This is a genomic window from Streptomyces sp. NPDC018029 (assembly GCF_044327655.1).
Taxonomy (GTDB): domain Bacteria; phylum Actinomycetota; class Actinomycetes; order Streptomycetales; family Streptomycetaceae; genus Streptomyces.
Window position 1 is genome coordinate 592,743 of the sequence record NZ_JBIRFV010000002.1, and the last position, 19,374, is coordinate 612,116.

General features: G+C 71.6%; 15 protein-coding genes and 1 pseudogene. 12 read left to right on the top strand and 4 right to left on the bottom strand.

What is annotated here, in order from left to right:
• Together ACH4D5_RS06815 and ACH4D5_RS06820 are read left to right on the top strand one after the other, a co-directional pair.
• On the top strand, positions 1–723 hold the full coding sequence (locus ACH4D5_RS06815) for a TetR/AcrR family transcriptional regulator (RefSeq protein ID WP_398299342.1): 723 nt from the start codon (positions 1–3) through the stop codon (positions 721–723).
• 19 nt (positions 724–742) lie between these two features.
• Positions 743–2,221 (top strand): hypothetical protein, encoded by a 1,479-nt coding sequence (locus tag ACH4D5_RS06820; protein WP_398299344.1) that lies wholly within the window; start codon positions 743–745, stop codon positions 2,219–2,221.
• A gap of 54 nt (positions 2,222–2,275) precedes the next feature.
• On the opposite strand, the gene ACH4D5_RS06825 is transcribed toward ACH4D5_RS06820, so the two are convergent.
• A complete protein-coding gene (locus ACH4D5_RS06825; RefSeq protein WP_398299346.1) occupies positions 2,276–3,373 on the bottom strand; it encodes a multicopper oxidase domain-containing protein in 1,098 nt (365 codons plus the stop codon).
• Between the two features lie 199 nt (positions 3,374–3,572).
• Here ACH4D5_RS06825 and ACH4D5_RS06830 point away from each other — a divergent pair, with 199 nt between their 5' ends.
• A complete protein-coding gene (locus tag ACH4D5_RS06830; protein ID WP_398299348.1) occupies positions 3,573–6,098 on the top strand; it encodes a ThuA domain-containing protein in 2,526 nt (841 codons plus the stop codon).
• Positions 6,098–8,329 (top strand): OmpL47-type beta-barrel domain-containing protein, encoded by a 2,232-nt coding sequence (locus ACH4D5_RS06835; RefSeq protein ID WP_398299981.1) that lies wholly within the window; start codon positions 6,098–6,100, stop codon positions 8,327–8,329. The genes ACH4D5_RS06830 and ACH4D5_RS06835 overlap by 1 nt, the downstream gene beginning before the upstream one ends.
• Before the next feature lie 83 nt (positions 8,330–8,412).
• Here the strand turns inward: ACH4D5_RS06835 and ACH4D5_RS06840 are convergent, their stop codons facing one another.
• Both ACH4D5_RS06840 and ligD read right to left on the bottom strand, forming a co-directional pair.
• A complete protein-coding gene (locus tag ACH4D5_RS06840) occupies positions 8,413–9,294 on the bottom strand; it encodes a DUF6183 family protein (protein WP_398299350.1) in 882 nt (293 codons plus the stop codon).
• Between the two features lie 32 nt (positions 9,295–9,326).
• Positions 9,327–10,358, bottom strand: a complete 1,032-nt coding sequence (gene ligD, locus ACH4D5_RS06845) for a non-homologous end-joining DNA ligase (protein ID WP_398299352.1) — start codon at positions 10,356–10,358, stop codon at positions 9,327–9,329.
• Positions 10,359–10,432: 74 nt separating this feature from the next.
• Here ligD and ACH4D5_RS06850 point away from each other — a divergent pair, with 74 nt between their 5' ends.
• The 3 genes from ACH4D5_RS06850 (at position 10,433) to ACH4D5_RS06860 (ending at position 14,468) form a co-directional block, all read left to right on the top strand.
• Positions 10,433–11,506 (top strand): ATP-dependent DNA ligase, encoded by a 1,074-nt coding sequence (locus tag ACH4D5_RS06850; protein ID WP_398299354.1) that lies wholly within the window; start codon positions 10,433–10,435, stop codon positions 11,504–11,506.
• Between the two features lie 167 nt (positions 11,507–11,673).
• Positions 11,674–13,473 (top strand): FAD-dependent oxidoreductase, encoded by a 1,800-nt coding sequence (locus ACH4D5_RS06855; RefSeq protein WP_398299356.1) that lies wholly within the window; start codon positions 11,674–11,676, stop codon positions 13,471–13,473.
• 38 nt (positions 13,474–13,511) lie between these two features.
• Positions 13,512–14,468, top strand: coding sequence for a DUF3048 domain-containing protein (locus tag ACH4D5_RS06860; protein ID WP_398299358.1), 957 nt, complete (start codon positions 13,512–13,514; stop codon positions 14,466–14,468).
• On the opposite strand, the gene ACH4D5_RS06865 is transcribed toward ACH4D5_RS06860, so the two are convergent.
• Positions 14,398–14,913, bottom strand: a complete 516-nt coding sequence (locus ACH4D5_RS06865) for a MarR family winged helix-turn-helix transcriptional regulator (RefSeq protein ID WP_398299360.1) — start codon at positions 14,911–14,913, stop codon at positions 14,398–14,400. The genes ACH4D5_RS06860 and ACH4D5_RS06865 overlap by 71 nt on opposite strands.
• A 170-nt stretch (positions 14,914–15,083) precedes the next feature.
• Here ACH4D5_RS06865 and ACH4D5_RS06870 point away from each other — a divergent pair, with 170 nt between their 5' ends.
• The 5 genes and pseudogenes from ACH4D5_RS06870 to pcaB all read left to right on the top strand — a co-directional run bounded on the left by ACH4D5_RS06870 (position 15,084) and on the right by pcaB (position 19,321).
• Complete coding sequence (locus tag ACH4D5_RS06870; RefSeq protein ID WP_398299362.1) at positions 15,084–15,839, top strand: CoA transferase subunit A; 756 nt, start codon at positions 15,084–15,086, stop codon at positions 15,837–15,839.
• Positions 15,839–16,501, top strand: a complete 663-nt coding sequence (locus ACH4D5_RS06875; protein WP_398299364.1) for a CoA transferase subunit B — start codon at positions 15,839–15,841, stop codon at positions 16,499–16,501. Before ACH4D5_RS06870 ends, ACH4D5_RS06875 begins: the two co-directional genes overlap by 1 nt.
• A gap of 44 nt (positions 16,502–16,545) precedes the next feature.
• A complete protein-coding gene (pcaH, locus tag ACH4D5_RS06880) occupies positions 16,546–17,274 on the top strand; it encodes a protocatechuate 3,4-dioxygenase subunit beta (protein WP_398299983.1) in 729 nt (242 codons plus the stop codon).
• Positions 17,274–17,822, top strand: a pseudogene (pcaG, locus tag ACH4D5_RS06885) (protocatechuate 3,4-dioxygenase subunit alpha); the annotation flags it as partial. The gene pcaH and the pseudogene pcaG, both read left to right, overlap by 1 nt.
• Positions 17,823–17,941: 119 nt before the next feature.
• Positions 17,942–19,321: a 3-carboxy-cis,cis-muconate cycloisomerase gene (gene pcaB / locus ACH4D5_RS06890; RefSeq protein ID WP_398299366.1), complete on the top strand. Its 1,380-nt coding sequence runs from the start codon at positions 17,942–17,944 to the stop codon at positions 19,319–19,321.
• The last annotated feature ends 53 nt before the right edge of the window (positions 19,322–19,374 follow it).

The following is a 19,374-nucleotide window of genomic DNA, read 5'->3' on the forward strand; positions in this document are numbered from 1 at the left end:
ATGCCGACCGACAGGAAGCCGACCGCATCGGTGTGGACCCGTCCGCGGCCCCGGCAGCGGGAGCAGCTGACCCGCGAGCACATCGTGGCCACGGCGATCGAACTGCTCGACGCGGAGGGCATCGAGGCGCTCAGCATGCGCAAGCTCGGCACACGCCTGAACGCCGCGGCCACTTCCCTCTACCGGCACGTGGCCAACAAGGACGAGCTGATCCAGCTGGTCGTGGACGACGTCTTCGGAGAGCTGCGGGTCCCCGCCGCAGACCCCGCCGGCTGGCGCGCGGCAGTCACCCGCACCGCGGGCGATCTGCGGGCGATGGCGTTGCGCCACCCCTGGATCGCCCCCGAGCTGGGCCAGGTCGGCCTCGTCCACATCGGTCCGAACGCCCTGCGGATGTCCTCGGGGCTGCTCGCGCAGTTCGAGGCCGCGGGCTTTCCCGCACAGGAGCAGGACCGGGCCGTGGGGACCCTCACGGCGTACGTCGTCGGGATCGCGGCCTCCGAGGCGGCGTACCTCTCCCTGATCGCGCGCAGCGGCAGGACCGAGCGGGAGTGGGTGGCGGACCTGCGCCCGGCCCTCGACGCGGCGTCACAGGGGCACCCGCGGCTGCGGGAGGGAAGCTCCGCCCGGCAGGACGTGGACCCGCAGCGGATCCGCGACGACGACTTCGCCTATGGGCTCGACCGGGTCCTCGACGGCCTGACGGCCCGGCTCACCGCCTGAACACGCATACCCTGCCCCCATGTTCAAGAAGCGGAGAGAGCGCAGGCAGGCCGAGCTGCACGAGGAGCTGGCCGGCGCGTTGCGGGATCCGGACGTGGCGGTGCGGGCCAAGGCGGCCGTCGACGCGGCGGAGAGAGCCGACCTGAAGTGGGCGCTCCGGGAGCTGGCGGCGGCCGTGGCGCGCGAGCCGTGGGCGGACGACTTCCACGAGACCGTGGTGGACGGCTTCGCGGTCGCGCTGCGCCGCGACACGGCGATACGGGAGCGCACGGCGCGCATCGTCGCGGAGCATCTGGACGACCCGGAGGGCTTCGTGCGGGCGTGGACCGGTCTCGTGGCGGAGCTCGGCGGGCCCCCGGCGCCGAGCGAGATCGGCGCGGACCTCTGCGACGACATGCGGGAGCGTCTCAGGTATCTGCGCGGCGAGGGCTGGACCGCCGAGGGGCTCGACCGTCTCGGCCGGCCCGGCACCTTCATCCGCGAGCTGGCGTTCGACATCGCCGTCCTCCTGGCGTCGCTCGTGGTGCGCAGGAACGAACCGCTGTCCGCCGAGGAGGCGGAGCGGGTGCGGGGCGAGACGCGCGCGGTTCTGGACAGCGCCCTGGCCTGGCCCCCCGACAGCGAGGAACGCCTCGTCCGCATCGCCCCGTTGGTCGACGAGCCCGACACCGAGTCGTGGACGGACCGCGCACGGCACGGCGTACAGGTCGACGAGACGCTGGCGCTCTGCATGAGCGCGGACGACGACCGGGTGGTCCTCGGCGTCGAGACCCTGCACCACCAGATCATGCGGGACGACGTGCTCAGGCGCGGGCGGACCCGCGAGGTCCTCGACCGCCTGCTGGCGCGCGAGCAGCCGCCGTTCGTCCTGTTCCAGCTCCTCGGTTGTTACATCCAGCTGCACCTGGTCGCGCGGCTGCCGGACCCGCCGGTGGACCTGTTCCTCGCCAGGTTGCGCGACGCCGACGCCGACGTGCGCTCCTGCGCCGCGTCGGGCCTGGGGCTGCTGGCCCCTCGCACCCCCGCGGAGACCCGGGTCGTGGCCGCCCTCGTGGAGCGGCTTGACCACGACTCCGACGTCGGGGTGCGCGGTGCCGCCGCCGGGAGCCTGGCCGGCCTGGCCCGCCCCGAACTGCCCGCCGCCCGGACCGTGGCGGACGCCATGGCACGCCACGCCGGCTCGCCCGAGCCGGGGATCAGGGCCGCCACCCTCCAGTACGCCCTGGAACACGGCGCCCCGGACGCGTACGACCGGCTGCTCACCGAGTTCGACGCACCCGACGTGCACTGGGAGTTCCTGAAGGCGTTGCAACTGGCGGCCATGGACGTGCGGTTCAGCCTCCCCGAGGACGTCCGGCCCCGACTCGCCGAGCGGCTGGAGCGCCTGGCGGCGACCGGCTGGGTCGACCGCTGGGAGAACCCGGAGGGCCACCCCGACCTGGACGATCTCGACGAGGCGCTGGAGGAGCTGTTGGAGCGGGTACGCGACCGTAGCTGAAGGAGGAGGGGGCGTCGCCGGTTCGCGGGGCGGTCGCTATTCGCGGGGCGGTCACTAGTGGTGCGCGTGCTCCCCGGCGGCGCCTTCCGACGACTTCCCGGAGGAAGACTTGCCGGATGACGACTTCCCGGAGGACGACCCGGACGGCTCCTTCGACGACTTCCCGGACCGCGCCCCATGGTGTGGCTCATAGTCCGGGATCGTTCCGTCCGGCTTCTTCACCAGGAAAAGGCCCGCCATTCCCATGTCCGAGTGGCTCTGCACGTGGCAGTGGTACATCCAGGCCCCGGCTCCCACGCCCTCGCCGGCGATGACCTGGAAGCCGAAGGAGTCGCCCGGGCCCGTGATCTTGTCGTCGAGGATCTGGCTCGGGTCGTCGGGGCCGGTCAGCAGACCCGTGCGGTTGTCCGCCCAGCGGTGACCGTGCACGTGGAACGTGTGGTAGTACTCGCCGTGGGTGATCGAGACGAACTCGACCCGGTCGCCCACCGTGGCCTCGAAGGTGGGGCTGTCGTGGCCGGACTTGTTGTTGATCGTCATGTCGTTGAAGACGATCGTGAAGGTCTTGTCCGGCAGCAGGTCGCCCTTGCGGCGCACGATCAGCGGACCGTAGAGCCCCTTGCGCACGCCGCCGGTGCCGTGATCCGTGCCGACCACGTGGTCGTGATAGTGCCAGTAGCCCGCGGTGCCGGGGCGCCAGGTGCCGTCCTTGCGGCGGCCCGGGGCGTGCGTGCGCCACGTGTAGGTGCGCTTTCCGCCCGGCTCGACGTGGCTTCTGGTGTGCTTGGTGCCGTCGCTGGAGATCTCGTAGTCCATGCCGTGGACGTGCAGACTGGCGGCCACGTCCATCGTGTTCTCGAACTCGATGTGCAGGGTGTCGCCCTCGTTCAGCTCGATGAGCGGCCCCGGAATGGAGGCCTTGCCCTTCTCCAGGCCGTACCCCATCTGCCCGTCCGGGAGCTTCTCCGCGTACATCTTGATGCGCTTGACCTCGCCGCCCGCGGGGGCGGTCCGCGGCGCGTCCGCCGTGCTCGCGTCGGGCGCGCCCGCGATCGACAACGATGTCACACCGGCCGCCGCTGCCGCGCCGCCCACCAGCATCCGCCGGTTGAAGCTCCGCCTGTCGAGATCCTGTCGGTTCCGCCGGCCCATGACGAACTCCCCACTGCGGTACGGCAACTGACGGGGCGCAGGAGGCCCCGGGGACGGCCACACGGTATCGGCCGGACCTTCGTTTATCCACAGGCAGGACAAAGTTCGTGCTATCGCGGTGATACCTATTGGCGAGTTGCGAAAAGAGGTCTAGCTTCGTCGGCGCTGTTGCTGTGACCGACGAGGGGTGGGTGTACTCATGCGGCGCACACCGCATCAAGAGCCCTTGACCGTACGAGGGTCGATCCGAGCACGACACAGACCGAACCGCTCGCGCCGGGCCTGGACGGCCGCGCTGCTGTCCGGAGCCATGGTCACCGGGGCGCTCTCGGCGCAGGCCGCTGCCGCGCGGCCGTACCCGGAACCGCCGCCGACAACGATGTCCGTCCCCTCGCCGCCCGGCGGGGCCAACGTCAAGGTCCTGGTCTTCCACGGTTCGGCGGCGGGCGGCGACGAGTCCCCGGTGGTCAACGCCGGCATCGAGGCGATCGAGAGGATCGGCCGGTCGGGCCCGGCCGCCCAGCGGTTCAGGATCGAGGCGACGGACGACCCGGCCGTCTTCACGAACGAGGCCAGGCTCGGGAAGTTCAACGCCGTGGCCTTCCTGACCGGCGGCGGTGACGTCCTCGACCCCGAGCAGGAGGCGGGCCTGGAGGCCTACATGGAGGCCGGCGGCGGCTTCCTCGGCATCCACGACGCGGCCCGCGCCGAGCCGTACTCGAACTGGTTCACCGGCCTGATCGGCGCCAGGCCCGCCGACGCGAGCCCGACGGATGTCCAGCGCGCGACCGTGGAGGTCGGCGACCGCGAGCACCCGGCGACCAAGGAGCTGCCCCTCCAGTGGAAGCGCCCCGACCGGTGGCTGAACTGGGAGAAGAACCCCTCGGGTGAAGTGCATACGGTCGCCCGTGTACGAGAGACGACATACAAGCCTGGCTCCGGGGCGAACGGTTGGGACCACCCGGTGTCCTGGTGCCGCGACTACGACGGCGGACGCTCCTTCTACACCGGCATGGGCGGCACCGCGGCGTCGTACGACGAAGCGGACTTCCGCAACCATCTGCGGGGCGCCCTGCTGTGGACGACCCGCATCGCGCGTGCCGACTGCAAGGGCACGATCAACGCCCACTACAAGGCGGAGCGCCTCACGCAGGCCAACCAGCCGGGCAAGAACGACCAGATCGGCGAGCCGCACGGCCTGGTCACCGCGCCCGACGGAAAGGTCTTCTACATCGGGCGTGGCGGCGCCGACTCCTCCCAGCCGGTCGTCACCGACTGGAACAACCCGGACATCGGCAAGGGCACGGGCGAGATCCACGTCTATGACCCGAAGACCAAGAAAGTGACCCTCGCGGGCGCCTTGACGGTCTTCGGCAACAAGGGCGGCGGCGACGAGCTCATCAAGGTCGAAGAAGGCCTGCTCGGCATCGAGCTCGACCCGAAGTTCGAGGAGAACGGGTGGGTGTACCTGCACTACACACCCCACTCGAGGATCAACCGCGAGACGCACATGGCCGAGCGGTACGTCTCCCGCTTCACGCTCGACCGGGCCACGAACAAGCTGGACATGGGCAGCGAGAAGGTGCTCCTGAAATGGCCGGTGCAGATCCACAGCTGCTGTCACGCGGGCGGCGGGATGGCCTGGGACTCCAAGGGCAACCTCTACATCGCAACCGGTGACAACAACTCCTCGGGATTCACCGGCGGTTACTCGGGCAACAACCCGCAGCCCAACTTCAAGGGCGTCTCCTTCGCCGACGCCCGCCGCACCGCGGGCAACACCAACAACCTCAACGGCAAGATCCTGCGCATCCACCCTGAGGCCGACGGGACGTACACCCTTCCCGAGGGCAACCTCTTCACCGGCAAGGAGCAGGCCGAGGGCGGCGGCAAGACGCGCGGCGAGATCTATGTGATGGGTGTCAGGAACCCGGCGCGCATCTCCATCGACAAGAAGACCGACACGCTGTACGCGGGCTGGGTCGGCCCGGACGCCGGCGCGCCGTCGACGACGTGGGGCCCGGCGAAGTACGACACGTTCGCCGCGATCACCCACGCCTCCAACCGCGGCTGGCCGTACTGCATGGGCAACAACCAGCCCTACCGCGACCGGAATCTGCCGGACCCGACGAAGCCGCTGGGCTGGTACGACTGCAAGAACCTCAAGAACGAGTCGCCCAACAACGACGGCCTGGTGAACATCCCGCCGGCCGAGCCGAACAACATCTGGTACTCGCCGCAGGGCGGCGGCGTCGACTACCCGCGCGACGCGAACGGCGTGCCGAGCTACAAGACCGAGGAGCAGAAGCTGCTCCTGCCGTGGCTCAAGGGCGGCGGCCAGGCCACCATGAACGGCCCGGTCTACCGCTACGACGCGGCGAGCACGAGCGCCGACAAGTGGCCCTCGTACTGGGACGGGAAGTGGTTCGTCGGCGACTTCTACGACGGCGACCAGCCGCGGCACGCGGTCGTGACCGATCCGAAGACGGTCGGCAGCGGCGGCCTCCCGGTCCACGCCGCATCCCTGAAGAAGATCATTCCGACCGGCAACGACGGCATCAAGAACCTCATGGACTGGAAGTTCGCGCCGGACGGCTCGCTGTACGTCCTCGACTACGGCCGCGGCTTCTTCACCTCGGACGCCAAGTCGGCGCTGTGGCGCGTGACGTACAAGGGCGGGGCTGCGACGCCGGCCGCCGACGACCTGGCAAGGAAGGCGGGATGATGCGATCTCCGACGCAGCGGGCCGCACGGAGGCGGGCCGTTCGGAAACGAAGACTGCTCACAGCGCTGTTCGCCGCGCTCCTCATGGTGCTCGGGCTGACGTCGACCGCGGCGACGGCGCGGCCCGACAACACCGGGCTCGCCGCCGCGCAGACCCTGACCTGGACCGCCGACAACGACATCGCCAAGTACAAGTCGGCGCCCACGACGGCGGTGGCGGGGCCGACGACGATCGTCTTCGAGAACAGCGAGGCGACCGGCAACACCACGGGCATGCCGCACACGCTGACCTTCGACGTCTCCGACCCGGAGTACAACAACGACGTCCCGCTGAACATCCTGGCCAACCCCAACGACGACCAGGGCGGCAAGCACACCGCCGAGGTGACGCTCACCCCGGGCCGCTACCGCTACCACTGCACCATCCCCGGCCACGGTGCGATGCAGGGCATCCTGGTCGTGACCGAGGGCGGCGGCGAGGACACCACGGCGCCGGCGGCCTCGGCGAAGGTGGAGGGTCAGACCAACGCCGACGGCGCGTACGTCGGTTCGGCCTCCGTGGCCGTGACGGCGACGGACGAGCGTTCGGGCGTCGACAGGATCGAGTACGCGGTCGGGGCGGACGGCGCGTGGCAGCCGTACACCGCGCCGGTGGTCGTCGACCAGGTCGGCACCCACAGGATCCGCTACCGGGCCACCGACAAGGCGGGCAACACGTCCGCCGAGAAGGCCGTCGACTTCAAGGTCGTCGCGCCGCCGACGGACGACAGGACGCCTCCGGAGACGTCGGCCACGGTGACCGGCGAGAAGAACGACCAGGGGCAGTACGTCGGGATGGCGACGGTCACGGTGACGGCGTCCGACACCGGTTCCGGCGTCAACAAGATCGAGTACGCGATCGGCTCCGGGGCCTGGACCGCGTACACCGCGCCGGTCATGGTCCACGAGGCGGGCGCCCACAAGGTCCGCTACCGCGCGTCCGACAAGGCGGGCAACACGTCCGCCGAGAAGGCCGTCGACTTCACGGTCGTCACGCCGCCCGTGGAGGACAGGACGCCTCCGGAGACGTCGGCGAAGGTCGAGGGCGACAAGGACTCGGACGGGGCCTACCTCGGGAAGGCGAAGGTGACGGTCACCGCCACGGACGCCGGTTCGGGCGTCGACAAGGTCGAGTACTCCTTGGACGGCGGCCCCTACCTCGCGTACGAGGCGCCGGTCGTCGTCGACCGCGCGGGCCGCCACACGGTGGCGTACCGGGCGAGCGACAAGGCGGGCAACGCCGCCGCGGCGAAGACCGTGGCCTTCACCGTGGCCGAGGGCGGCGGCGTGCCGGCTCCCAACTGCCCCGAGTACGACGAGCGGTTGACGGTGTTTGTGGGCACGGTCGACACGGGCATCCCCAACCGCGTCACGAACAACCGCTGCCGCATCGGTGAGCTGATCGAGGACGAGAAGGAGTGGACGTCGCACGCGCTCTTCCTGAAGCACGTCAAGAGCGTGACGGACAAGCTCCTGAGGGCGGGCGAGATCGACCAGCGTGAGTACAACAAGATCAACCGCGCCGCCAAGCAGTCCGGCATCGGCAAGCCCGGTCAGACGGAGGGCTACCGCAAGCTCTTCGACGGCACCGCGGCGTCCCTCGCCAAGTGGGAGCAAGTGGGCGGCGGCAAGTTCGGTCTCAACGCCGACGGCACCATCACCAGCTCGACCACGGTCCCGGGCATGGGCATGCTCTGGTTCCCCGAGCGGAAGTACGGCGACTTCTCGCTGAAGCTCCAGTGGCGGGACGACGCGCCGGGCAACGGCAACACCAACTCCGGTGTCTTCGTGCGCTTCCCGCAGGTCCACGACCACCCGGAGGAGTCGCGGCCCGAGTGGGTGGCCATCAAGTACGGGCACGAGGTGCAGGTCCACGACCGGCCCGACGGCGACATGTACAAGACGGGGTCGATCTACGGCTTCGACCGGGTGGGTCTGGCCGGTGCCGGGGTCACTCCGAAGGGCACGTGGAACGACTACGAGATCCGGGTGGTGGACCAGCACTACTCGGTCTACCGCAACGGCGTCCTGATCAACGAGTTCGACAACACCGGCGGCCAGGAGTTCACGCCGCCGCGCGCCGACGACCCGGGCACGGACGGCCGCAGGTACGCCTCCGGCTACGTCGGGCTCCAGGTCCACGGCGTGACGGACGTGGTGTCGTACCGGGACATCCGGATCAAGGAGCTGTAGCCGAGCCTCCTGCCGTTCCGCTTCGGCGCCCTCGCCCCCGCACGGGGCGGGGGCGCCGTCGCGGTGGGGTGCTGATGCGGGGTCTAGTCGTCGGTGTCCGTGGCCGCAAGGACCGACACCTGTGTGCCGGAGGGGTCGAGCACTGCGAGGCCCACGTCGGCCGTGTCGTGCCGGAACCAGCGCGTGAACGCCATGAAGCGCAGCCACCGGCACCCGGCCGCGTACCGCACGGCGTCCAGGAACGATGTGTCCCACGGCAGGTCAAGGAGGGCGTACAGGCCCTGCCAGGCGTGGAGCCGGGCGTAGGCGCCGTACAGGGGGCGGCCGTTGACACCGCCGGCGGCCGCCGCCGAGTACAGCGCGTCGAGCGCGTCGTCCGCCGCCGTGACACAGGCCGTCAGCCCGCCCGGTCCCATCTCCCCCGCGAGGCAGTCGAGCGGCAGCTCCTGGAGGAACGACATCCCGAAGTCGTCCCCGGCCAGCGGCCGCGGCAGCGTGAAGAACCGGACCTCCGGTTCGCACGTCCAGCCTCCTGCGGTGAACGCTCCGGCGGCCGCCCGTGAGCGTGTCGCGTCCGGTGCCTCCCGCGCGGTGCGCCCGGCGGCCGTCCCGCGCTCGGAGGCCGGGACCTCCGGAAAGCGCGCCCGCAGCTGACCTGCCGACCGCACGGGCCCGACGCCGCGCGTCCGCGCCCCGAAGCGGTGTTCGATGTCGAGCCGCGTCTCCGGGAGCCGGGCCAGCGGGTGCCCCGCCTCCCGCAGCCGCTCTGCGTACGCGTCGAGCGCGGGCCGCTGCCGCCACGGCACTCCCCGCAGCGACAGTTCGCCGAGGAGGCAGGCCCGCAGCTCGGCCTCCGGGTCGGTGGCGCTGCGCGGGGCCTCGGCAAAGAGCGGTTCGAGTTGCGCCAGGGACCGGCTTCTCGCCAGTTCGGCGGCGCGTGCCAGGATCGTGTGGTCATCGCTCACACCGGGAGACTACGAGCCGAGCACCGGGCTCCTCACTCCTCGTGCTTCGCGCGGCTCGGCTGGACGCGTTTCGGCTCGCCCGGCATCTTCGGGTACTCCGGCGGGTAGGGCAGGTCGCCGAGGCCGTGGTCGTGCTCGTCCTTGGTGGCCAGTTCCAGGAGCGCCTCGAGCGAGTGGGCCCGGTCGTCCATGCCCGCGTGGAGGTCTCCGACCTCGGCGAAGCGGCCCGGCATGGTGGCGAGGTCGAAGTCCTCGGGGCGGGCGTCCTCGACCTCGTCCCACCGCAGCGGGGCCGACACAGGGGCGTGCGGGCGGGCGCGCAGGGAGTAGGCGGAGGCGATCGTGCGGTCCCGCGCCGTCTGGTTGTAGTCCACGAAGATCCGCTGCCCCCGCTCCTCCTTCCACCAGGCCGTCGTGACCGCGTCCGGCATCCGCCGTTCCAGTTCCCGTCCGCAGGCGATCGCGGCCCTGCGCACCTGGGTGAAGGTCCAGCGCGGTTCGATGGGCACGAAGACGTGCAGGCCGCGCCCGCCCGACGTCTTGGGCCAGCCGACCAGGCCGCCGAACTCGTCGAGGACCGCCCTCAGTTCGTGGGCGGCCCGTACCGCGTCCGTGTAGTCGGTGCCGGGCTGCGGGTCGAGGTCGATGCGGAGCTCGTCGGGGTGGTCGAGGTTGTCGCCGCGTACCGGCCAGGGGTGGAAGGTGAGGGCGTTGTACTGGGCGGCCCAGATGACGGCGGCCACCTCGGTCGGGCACATCTCGTCGGCGGTGCGGCCGCTGGGGAAGGCGATGGTGGCGGTGGGGATCCAGTCGGGGTGGTTCTTCGGGACGCGCTTCTGGTAGAAGAACTCGCCGGCCGCCCCTTCCGGGTAGCGCTGGAGGGTCGTGGGGCGGTTCCGGAGCGCGCGGAGGATGCCGGGGCCCACGGCCACGAAGTACTCGGCGACGTCCAGCTTGGTGAACCCACGCTCGGGGAAGACCACCCGGTCCGGGCTGGACAGACGCACCGTCCGCTCCCCCGTGTCGATCTCCACGGCCGCGCTCTTGCCCTTGGCTGCACCCATGCGAGCCACGCTAAGCGCCTCTGACATTCCACGCACACCGGGCGACAAGTGACATTCCGGAGCAGAATCGGACCATGGATCTGCCGGTGATGCCGCCCGTGAAGCCCATGCTCGCCAAACCCGTGAAGAAGATTCCGCCGGGCATGCAGTACGAGGCCAAGTGGGACGGGTTCCGCTCCATCGTGTTCCGCGACGGCGCCGGGATCGAGCTCGGCAGCCGCACCGGCAAGTCCCTGACCCGCTACTTTCCCGAGCTGGTGACGGCCCTGCGGGAGCGGCTGCCCGAGCGGTGCGTGGTGGACGGCGAGATCGTGATCGCCCGGGACGGCCATCTCGACTTCGACGCGCTCACGGAGCGTATCCACCCGGCCGCCTCGCGCGTGGCGACGCTGGCCGAGCGCACGCCCGCCTCGTTCGTGGCGTTCGACCTCCTCGCCCTGGGGAACGAGGCGCTGCTCGACGCGCCCCTGACCGACCGGCGCGCCCTGCTGGTGAAGGCGCTGGCCGGTGTCACGGCGCCCGTCCATCTGGCGCCCGCGACCACGGACCCCGAGGTGGCGCAGGTGTGGTTCGAGCAGTTCGAGGGCGCGGGCCTCGACGGCGTGATCGCCAAGCCGCTCGACCTGCGCTACCGCCAGAACGAACGCCTCATGTTCAAGGTCAAGCACGAGCGCACGGCGGACTGCGTGGTCGCGGGCTACCGCTTCCACAAGAGCGGGCCCGTCGTCGGCTCGCTGCTCCTCGGGCTGTACGACGACGGGGGCGCCCTGCAGCACGTGGGCGTGTGCGCGGCCTTCTCCATGAAGCGCAGGGCCGAACTCGTCGAGGAGCTGGAGCCGCTGCGGATGGAGTCCGCCGCCGGGCATCCGTGGGCCTCCTGGACGGACGAGGCCGCGCACGAGACGGCCCGCATGCCCGGCGCCCCGAGCCGCTGGTCGGGCAAGAAGGACCTCTCCTGGGTGCCGCTGCGCCCGGAGCTCGTCTGCGAGGTGGCGTACGACCACATGGAGGGCGGGCGGCGCTTCCGCCACACGGCCGCGTTCCGCAGGTGGCGCGAGGATCGGACCCCGCAGAGCTGTACGTACGCGCAGCTGGAGGAGCCGGTGCGGTACGACCTCGCGGACGCGCTGGGGACCACCACCGGCTGACCGCGCACCCGCACCCCCCGTTCACCGCACCCGTTGCCGAGCGCCTCAAGGACCACCATAATCACGCCATTGTTCGATTCAGCACCCGGGTAGCTTCCGCCCCCTGGGCCGTGACCGTATGCTCCTGCGCCTGACACGTCAGTTACCGACGGTAAGGGGGGCGGGGCATGGGGCACAGCGGTGCCGAGGGAAGCACGCGGCGGGGGTTCGTCGCGGGAGCCGCGGCGGTGGGCGGGGCGGCCGCGCTGGGAGTCGGGACGGGGGCCGGGGCGCTGCCCGCGGCGGCAGCCACGCCGGACGCACCGCGCGCGAAGCAGTCGGTGGCCGTGCTCGGCGGTGGCGTCGCCGGGCTCACGGCCGCGCACGAACTGGCCGAGCGCGGCTTCGCCGTCACGGTCTACGAGCGCAGGGAGCTGGGCGGCAAGGCCCGCAGCATGGACGTGCCGGGCAGCGCGAAGGGCAACCGCAAGCCGCTGCCCGGTGAGCACGGCTTCCGGTTCATCCCGGGCATCTACCACAACCTCCCGGATACGATGCGCCGCATCCCGTTCCCCGGGAACGCGAACGGCGTGTGGGACAACCTGATCGCGCCCCGCGAGATGTCGTTCGCGCGCACCGGCCGCGAGGACATCAGGATGCCGATCCCGTGGCCGGGCAGCGAGCCGGAGAAGCTCACCCTGGACGACATCCGGCGGGCGCTCACCGCGCTGCTCGACACCGCGTTCAACCTGCCGGCCCACGAGGCCGCGTACTTCGTGAACCGCGCCCTGGTCTTCTTCACGAGCTGCGACGAACGCCGTGACGACGACTGGGAGTCGACGCCCTGGTGGGACTTCACCCGCGCCGAGCGCATGTCCAAGGACTACCAGCGCATCCTCGTGATCGGCGTGACCCGCAACATCGTGGCGACGAAGGCCGAGGAGGCGAGCACGCGCACCGTCGGCACGCTCGGCGAGGCGTTCGTCCTCAACGCGCTCGGCCAGGGCGCCGACGGCCCGCCCGACCGCATCCTGAACGCGCCGACGAACGAGGCGTGGATCGACCCCTGGGTCACCCATCTCAAGTCGCTGGGCGTGGAGTTCCGCATCGGCTGGACCGTCCGCGAGCTGGCGTTCGGCGGCGGCCGCATCACGAAGACGGTCATCGAGGACCCCGACGGCGTACGGCGTGACATCACCGCCGACCACTACGTCCAGGCCATGCCGGTGGAGCACGCCCGCCGGACGTGGAGCAGGGAACTGAAGGCGGCCGACCCGCAGTTGGCGCGCTGCGACAAGCTGGAGACTGACTGGATGACGGGCATCCAGTTCTATCTGACCGAGCGCCCGCCCGTCGTGAAGGGCCACTTCAACCTCATCGACTCGCCCTGGTCGCTGACCGGCATCGCCCAGGCGGGCCACTGGCCCGAGCGCGACTTCCCCGCCGACTACGGAGACGGCGTCGCGGTCGACTGTCTGTCGGTGGACATCTCCGAGTGGGACAAGCCGGGAATCCTGTACGGCAAGACGGCCAAGCAGTGCACCCGCGACGAGGTCGCCAAGGAGGTGTGGGCGCAGCTCAAGGCCGCCCTCAACGACACCGGGAAGACGGTCCTCAGCGACAGCAAGCTCCACTCGTGGTTCCTCGACCCGGGCGTCGACGGCCTGGGCACGCCGAACCCCACCAACGAGGACCAGCTCCTCATCCACCCGGTGGGCACGTTCCACAACCGCCCGTCGGCCGCCACGAAGATCCCGAACCTCTTCCTCTCCGGCGACTACGTCTCCGTAGACATCGATTTGGCGACCATGGAAGGCGCCAACGCCTCGGCCCGCCAGGCGGTCAACGCCCTCCTGAAGCAGATCGGTTCGGACCAGAAGCCGTGCACGGTGCGGCCGCTGCACCGCGTCCCGGCGATCGAGGCCCTCAAGCGCCACGACCGCACCCGCTACCGGCTCGGGCTGCCGAACGCCCTCGATCTCGGCTGACGCGCTGCGTTCGGGCGCGTTCGGGGTAGGACTCCCGCATGACACGGCGGACGCGGGCAGGGACGCGGGCACGGACACGGAGCAGGGCCGGGGCGGCGGTGGCGATCGCACTCGCCGCCCTGGTGTCCGGTTGCACGATCGAGGGGGCGGACGGGAAGGCCCCCGGGGCGGGCGGTGGCGGCGGCAGCGTGCTCGCCGTGAAGGTCGACAACGTACGCCCTGCGCGTCCGCAGACCGGTCTCGACGCCGCGGACGTCGTGTACGTCGAGCAGGTGGAGGCGGGACTCACCCGGCTGATGGCGGTGTACGCGTCGCGGCTGCCGCCCGCCGTCGGCCCCGTGCGCAGCGCGCGCGAGACGGATCTCGAACTCCTGCGGCAGTTCGACCGGCCCGTGCTCGCGTACTCCGGAGCGCAGTCCAAGCTCCAGCCGCTGATCGCCGGCGCGCCCGTGCGGGCACTGTCGCCGGGCAAGGCACCCGACGGCGCGTACTACCGGGGCGGCGCGAAGCCCGCGCCGCACAACCTCTTCGTACGCCCGAAAGCCCTGAAGGCCGACCCGCGCGCGGACGCCCTGGCCGACGCGGGGTTCCGGTTCGGGCCGCGCCCGCGGGGCGGCACTCCGCAGACGCGGCGGACGGTCGCCTTCCCCGCGGCGCGCTTCACCTTCGACTGGGTGGAGTACGAGGGGCGCTGGCGCGTCGCGATGGACGGGGAGCGGGCGCGGACGTCCGACGGCAAGGAGCTGAGCCCCTCGACGGTCGTCGTGCAGTACGTGAAGGTACGGCCGTCCCGCTTCCACGACCGCTCGGGCAGCGTCTCGCCCTTCACCGAGACGGTCGGCGAGGGCTCCGCGAGCGTGCTGCGGGACGGGCGCGCCTACGAGGCGCGGTGGAAGCGTCCGACGGCCGGGGCCGGCACGGAGTTCACGACGGCCGAGGGCGAGCGGCTGCCGTTCGCGAAGGGGCAGGTGTGGGTGGTGTACGCGAAGGCGTGAGCGGGGCCGGGGCGCGCAGGTCCTCCGCCGCGTCCGCGACGCGCTGGATCAGGTCCAGGAAGACGGACCGCTCGTCGGCGGAGAGCGGGGCGAGCAGGACCTGGTTCATCCGGGCCGTCCGCACGGTCAGTGCACTGTGCGTGCGCAGGCCCTCGTCGGTGAGGCGCAGCAGGTAGCGGCGGGCGTCCTGCGGGTCGCGCACCTTGTCGAGCAGCTCGCGGCGGATCAGCCGGGCGACGACCTCGGCGATCGTGGACCGGTCGAGGCCCACCCGCTCCCCCACGGTGCGCTGATCGAGGCCTGGTTCGGCGACGAGTGCGTTGAGCACGGCGAACTGCGGTGAGGTGATCTCCTCGGACACCATCGTGTTCCACAGCAGGTGGTGCGCCTGCTGCAGCCGCCGGGCCAGGTGCCCGGGGTGGGTGGCAAGGTCCACCGCGGCCATGGGGTCCTCCGTGTCGCTTCGACTCTCCCGGCGCATTTCGTCGGTGCACTGAACAATACTCGCCTTGCGCTCCGAACAGTCCAGCTCTTGTGCGGCAGTTCGAGTCCCCCTATCCTCGCCGAAATAGTCAGTGCCCTGATTAATTCGAATGGAAGAGAGGGGCCGCGCGGATGGACAAGGTGGTGGCCACGGCTGCCGACGCCGTGGCGGACGTCCCGGACGGGGCGTCGCTCGCGGTCGGCGGCTTCGGGCTGAGCGGCGTGCCCGCCGAGCTGATACGCGCGCTGCACGCGTCCGGGGTCTCCGGCCTGCGGGTCGTGTCCAACAACTGCGGCGCCATGGACTCGGGCCTCGCGGTGCTCCTGGCGGCGGGCCGCATCGCCCGGGTGACCGGGTCCTACATAGGCGCCAACAAGGAGTTCGCCCGGCAGTACCTGGGCGGCGAACTGGAGGTCGAGATGATCCCGCAGGGCACGCTCGCCGAGCGGCTGCGGGCGGGCGGCGCGGGCATCCCCGCGTTCTACACCCCGGCCGGAGTGGGCACGCAGGTCGCCGAGGGCGGGCTCCCCTGGCGCTACGACGGCGAGGGCGGGGTCGCGCTCGCGTCCCCGGCCAAGGAGGTACGGGAGTTCGACGGCACCGCCCATGTCCTCGAACACGGCATCCGGACCGACTTCGCGCTGGTCCGCGCGGCGAAGGGCGACCGGCACGGCAACCTCGTCTTCAGCAGGTCGGCCCGCAACTTCAACCCGCTCGCTGCGATGGCCGGACGCGTGACCGTCGCGGAGGTCGAGGAGCTGGTGGAGCCGGGCGGGATCGAACCGGACGCGGTGCATCTGCCGGGGATCTTCGTGCAGCGGGTGGTGGCGCTCACCCCGGAGCAGGCGGCGGACAAGCGGATCGAGAAGCGGACGGTGGCCGGCTGATGGCATGGACCCGTGAGGAGATGGCCGCCCGCGCCGCGCGCGAGCTCCGGGACGGCCAGTACGTGAACCTCGGCATCGGACTGCCCACGCTGATCCCCAACCACCTTCCGCCCGGCGTCGAAGTCGTCCTGGAGTCGGAGAACGGCATCCTCGGAGTGGGCCCCTATCCCACCGAGGCGGAGGTCGACCCCGATCTGATCAACGCGGGCAAGGAGACCGTCACAGTGCTGCCCGGCGCCTCCTTCTTCGACTCGGCGCTCTCCTTCGGGATGATCCGCGGCGGTCACATCGACGTGGCCGTGCTGGGCGCGATGCAGGTCTCCGCGCGCGGGGACCTCGCCAACTGGGCGATCCCCGGAAAGCTGATCACGGGCATCGGCGGGGCCATGGACCTCGTGCACGGCGCCCGGACGGTCGTCGTCGTCATGACGCACACCGCCAAGGACGGCTCACCGAAGATCCTCGAGGAGTGCGCGCTGCCGCTCACCGGCAAGCGCTGCGTCGACCGGATCATCACCGACCTCGGCGTACTGGAAGTGACCGCACACGGTCTCGAACTGGTCGAGACGGCGCCCGGCGTCACCGCCGACGAGATCGCCTCGAAGACCGCGGCGAAGATCCACGTCCCGGACGGCCTTCGCGCAGGGAGCCACACCACATGACCCTCACCACCGAACCTCTGCCGGACGGGCTCAGCCAGGACGCGATGGACGCCGAGGTCACACGCGCACAGCTGGCCGCGCCGCCCGGGGCGCACCATCCGCCCCGCGACTACCCACCGTACCGCAGCACCCATCTGCGGCACCCCAAACAGCCGTTGATCCCGCTGCGCGACCCGGAGGCCGTGGAGCTGAGCGGCCCCGCGTTCGGCGTCACCGACGTCTCCGCGCTGGACAGCGATCTGACGCGGCAGCACGCGGGCGAGCCGCTGGGCGAGCGCATCACCGTGACCGGCCGGGTCCTCGACCGCCGGGGGCGGCCCGTGCGCGGCCAGCTGGTCGAGCTGTGGCAGGCCAACGCGTCGGGCCGGTACGCCCACCAACTGGACCGGCACCCCGCGCCCCTCGACCCGAACTTCACGGGTTTCGGCCGCTGTCTGACCGATGACGACGGCAGGTACTCCTTCACGACCGTCAAGCCGGGCGCCTATCCGTGGCGCAACCACACCAACGCCTGGCGTCCTGCGCACCTCCACTTCTCGCTCTTCGGCACGGCGTTCACCCAGCGCCTGGTAACGCAGATGTACTTCCCCGGCGACCCGCTCCTGCCGTACGACCCGGTGCTGAGCTCGGTGACCGACGAGTCGGCGCGGCAGCGCCTCGTCTGCGCGTACGACCACGGCCTTTCCGTCCCCGAGTGGTCCCTGGGCCACCGCTGGGACATCGTCCTGGACGGCCCGTCCGCGACGCTCTTCGAGGAGGAGGACGACCACTGATGCACGCACCCACCCCCTCCCAGACCGTGGGCCCGTTCTACGGATACGCGCTGCCGTTCCCCGGTGGCGGCGACGTGGCGCCCTCCGGCGACACGGAGACGATCACCCTGCACGGGTACGTGCTCGACGGCGCGGGGCAGCCCGTGCCCGACGCCCTGATAGAGACCTGGCAGCCCGGGCCGGACGGCTCGCGCGCGGGCGTGCCGGGATCGCTGCGGCACGACCCCGTGACGGGGCGGGTCGTCGGGCGTGACGGTGTCGCGTTCACCGGGTTCGGCCGGGTGCCGACCGATGCCGACGGCCACTGGGCCGTGCGGACGCTGCCGCCGGGCGGCGTCTCGTACATCTCGCTCGCCGTCTTCGCGCGCGGTCTGCTGCACCACCTGTACACGCGCGCGTACCTGGTGGACGAGCCCGGTGACGCGCTGCTCGGCTCCCTCGCGGCCGAGCGCCGGGCCACGCTGGTCGCCCGGGGCGAGGCCCCGCGCACGTACCGGTTCGACATCCGCCTCCAGGGGTCCAGTGAAACGGTTTTCCTGGAGTTCCCGGCGTGCCCCGAGGAGTCGGAAGCCTCGGAGGCCCCGGAAGCCTCGGAAGTCCTGGAATCAGCGGAAGTCCTGGAAGCACCGGAAGTCCCGGACGTCCCGGAAGCACCGGAGGTGTCCCCGTGACCGGACTGTTCTCTCCGGGGTGGGCGGGCTCCCCCGCCGCCGACGCGACCTCCGACCTCTCCTTCCTGGAAGCGCTGCTGGCCGCGGAGGCGGCCCTGACCCGCGCGCAGGCGGCTGTGGGCCTCGCGCCCACGGAGGCGGCGGCAGCGGTCACGGAGGCGGCCGCGGACGTCGGCCGATTCGACGTGCGGGACCTCGCTCTGCGCGCGCGGGACGGCGGAAACCCGGTGATCCCGCTGGTGGCGGCCCTGACGGCGGCGGTGCCCGCGGACGCGGCGCCCTATGTCCACCGGGGCGCGACGAGCCAGGACATCCTGGACACGGCCCTGATGCTGCTCTCCGCGCGAACGCTGGACCTGATCCTCGCGGCCCTGTCCCGCACGGAACAGGCACTGGCCCGCCTCGCCGCCGAACACCGCGACACGGCGATGCCGGCCCGCACCCTCACCCAGCACGCGGTGCCGACGACCTTCGGCCTGAAGGCGGCGGGTTGGCGCTCCCTCACCCTCGATGCCCGGGACCGGGCCGAGGCCGTGCGCGGCAGCCTGCCGGCCCAGCTGGGCGGCGCGGCGGGCACGCTGGCGTCGTTCCGGGCGTACATGGCTCGGGCGGGCAGGGCCTCGGGGGCGTCGCCGGTTCCGGTACCGGAGACTCCGGTCCCGGCCCCGGAGACTGTCGTGGCGGCGTTCGCCGACGAACTGGGGCTGTCGGCGCCACTGTTGCCCTGGCACAGTCTTCGCACACCCGTCGCCGATCTCGCCTCCGCCCTCGCCTTCACCGCGGGCGCCCTCGGCAAGGTGGCGGCCGACGTCCTCACCCTCTCCCGTACCGAGATCGCGGAGGTTTCCGAGGGCGCGGGCGGCGGCTCGTCCGCCATGCCGCACAAGAGCAACCCCGTACGCGCCACGCTGATCGCCGCCGCCGCGCGGCGCGCGCCCGGCCTCGCCGCGACCCTGTACGGCTCGCTGGCGGCCGAGGACGAGCGGCCCGCGGGGGCCTGGCACGCCGAGTGGGAGACCCTGCGCGACCTGTTGCGGCTGGCCGGGGGTGCGGCACGGGACGCGGCAGAGCTCGCCGAGGGGCTGCGGGTGCACCCGGAGGCGATGCGTGCACATCTCGGCCTCACCGGCGGGCTGATCGTCTCCGAGCGGCTGGCGATCGAGCTCACGCCGTCGCTCGGCGCGGCCCGCGCGAAGGAACTGCTGGCCGGGGCAGCCCGGCGCGCCCGCGCCGAGGGCCGGACGCTCGCGGAGGCCCTCGCCGACGACCCCGCCCTCGACGACATCGACCTCACCGACCTCGCCGAGCTCACCGACCCCACCCGCTACACCGGTTTCGCCGGTGACCTCACGGACCGCGCCCTGGGACGACGTTGACCGGCAAACCGCGCGGTAATCGCACCGACCGCTCCCAGGAGCGACGTTGACCG

Coding starts and splice junctions, on each gene's coding strand:
- ACH4D5_RS06875 (WP_398299364.1), top strand. CDS start 15,839: ATGGCATGGACCCGTGAGGAGATGGCCGCCCGCGCCGCGCGCGAGCTC.
- ligD (WP_398299352.1), bottom strand. CDS start 10,358: ATGGGTGCAGCCAAGGGCAAGAGCGCGGCCGTGGAGATCGACACGGGG.
- ACH4D5_RS06850 (WP_398299354.1), top strand. CDS start 10,433: ATGGATCTGCCGGTGATGCCGCCCGTGAAGCCCATGCTCGCCAAACCC.
- ACH4D5_RS06820 (WP_398299344.1), top strand. CDS start 743: ATGTTCAAGAAGCGGAGAGAGCGCAGGCAGGCCGAGCTGCACGAGGAG.
- ACH4D5_RS06865 (WP_398299360.1), bottom strand. CDS start 14,913: ATGGCCGCGGTGGACCTTGCCACCCACCCCGGGCACCTGGCCCGGCGG.
- ACH4D5_RS06815 (WP_398299342.1), top strand. CDS start 1: ATGCCGACCGACAGGAAGCCGACCGCATCGGTGTGGACCCGTCCGCGG.
- ACH4D5_RS06860 (WP_398299358.1), top strand. CDS start 13,512: ATGACACGGCGGACGCGGGCAGGGACGCGGGCACGGACACGGAGCAGG.
- pcaH (WP_398299983.1), top strand. CDS start 16,546: ATGGACGCCGAGGTCACACGCGCACAGCTGGCCGCGCCGCCCGGGGCG.
- ACH4D5_RS06825 (WP_398299346.1), bottom strand. CDS start 3,373: ATGGGCCGGCGGAACCGACAGGATCTCGACAGGCGGAGCTTCAACCGG.
- ACH4D5_RS06855 (WP_398299356.1), top strand. CDS start 11,674: ATGGGGCACAGCGGTGCCGAGGGAAGCACGCGGCGGGGGTTCGTCGCG.
- ACH4D5_RS06870 (WP_398299362.1), top strand. CDS start 15,084: ATGGACAAGGTGGTGGCCACGGCTGCCGACGCCGTGGCGGACGTCCCG.
- ACH4D5_RS06835 (WP_398299981.1), top strand. CDS start 6,098: ATGCGATCTCCGACGCAGCGGGCCGCACGGAGGCGGGCCGTTCGGAAA.
- ACH4D5_RS06830 (WP_398299348.1), top strand. CDS start 3,573: ATGCGGCGCACACCGCATCAAGAGCCCTTGACCGTACGAGGGTCGATC.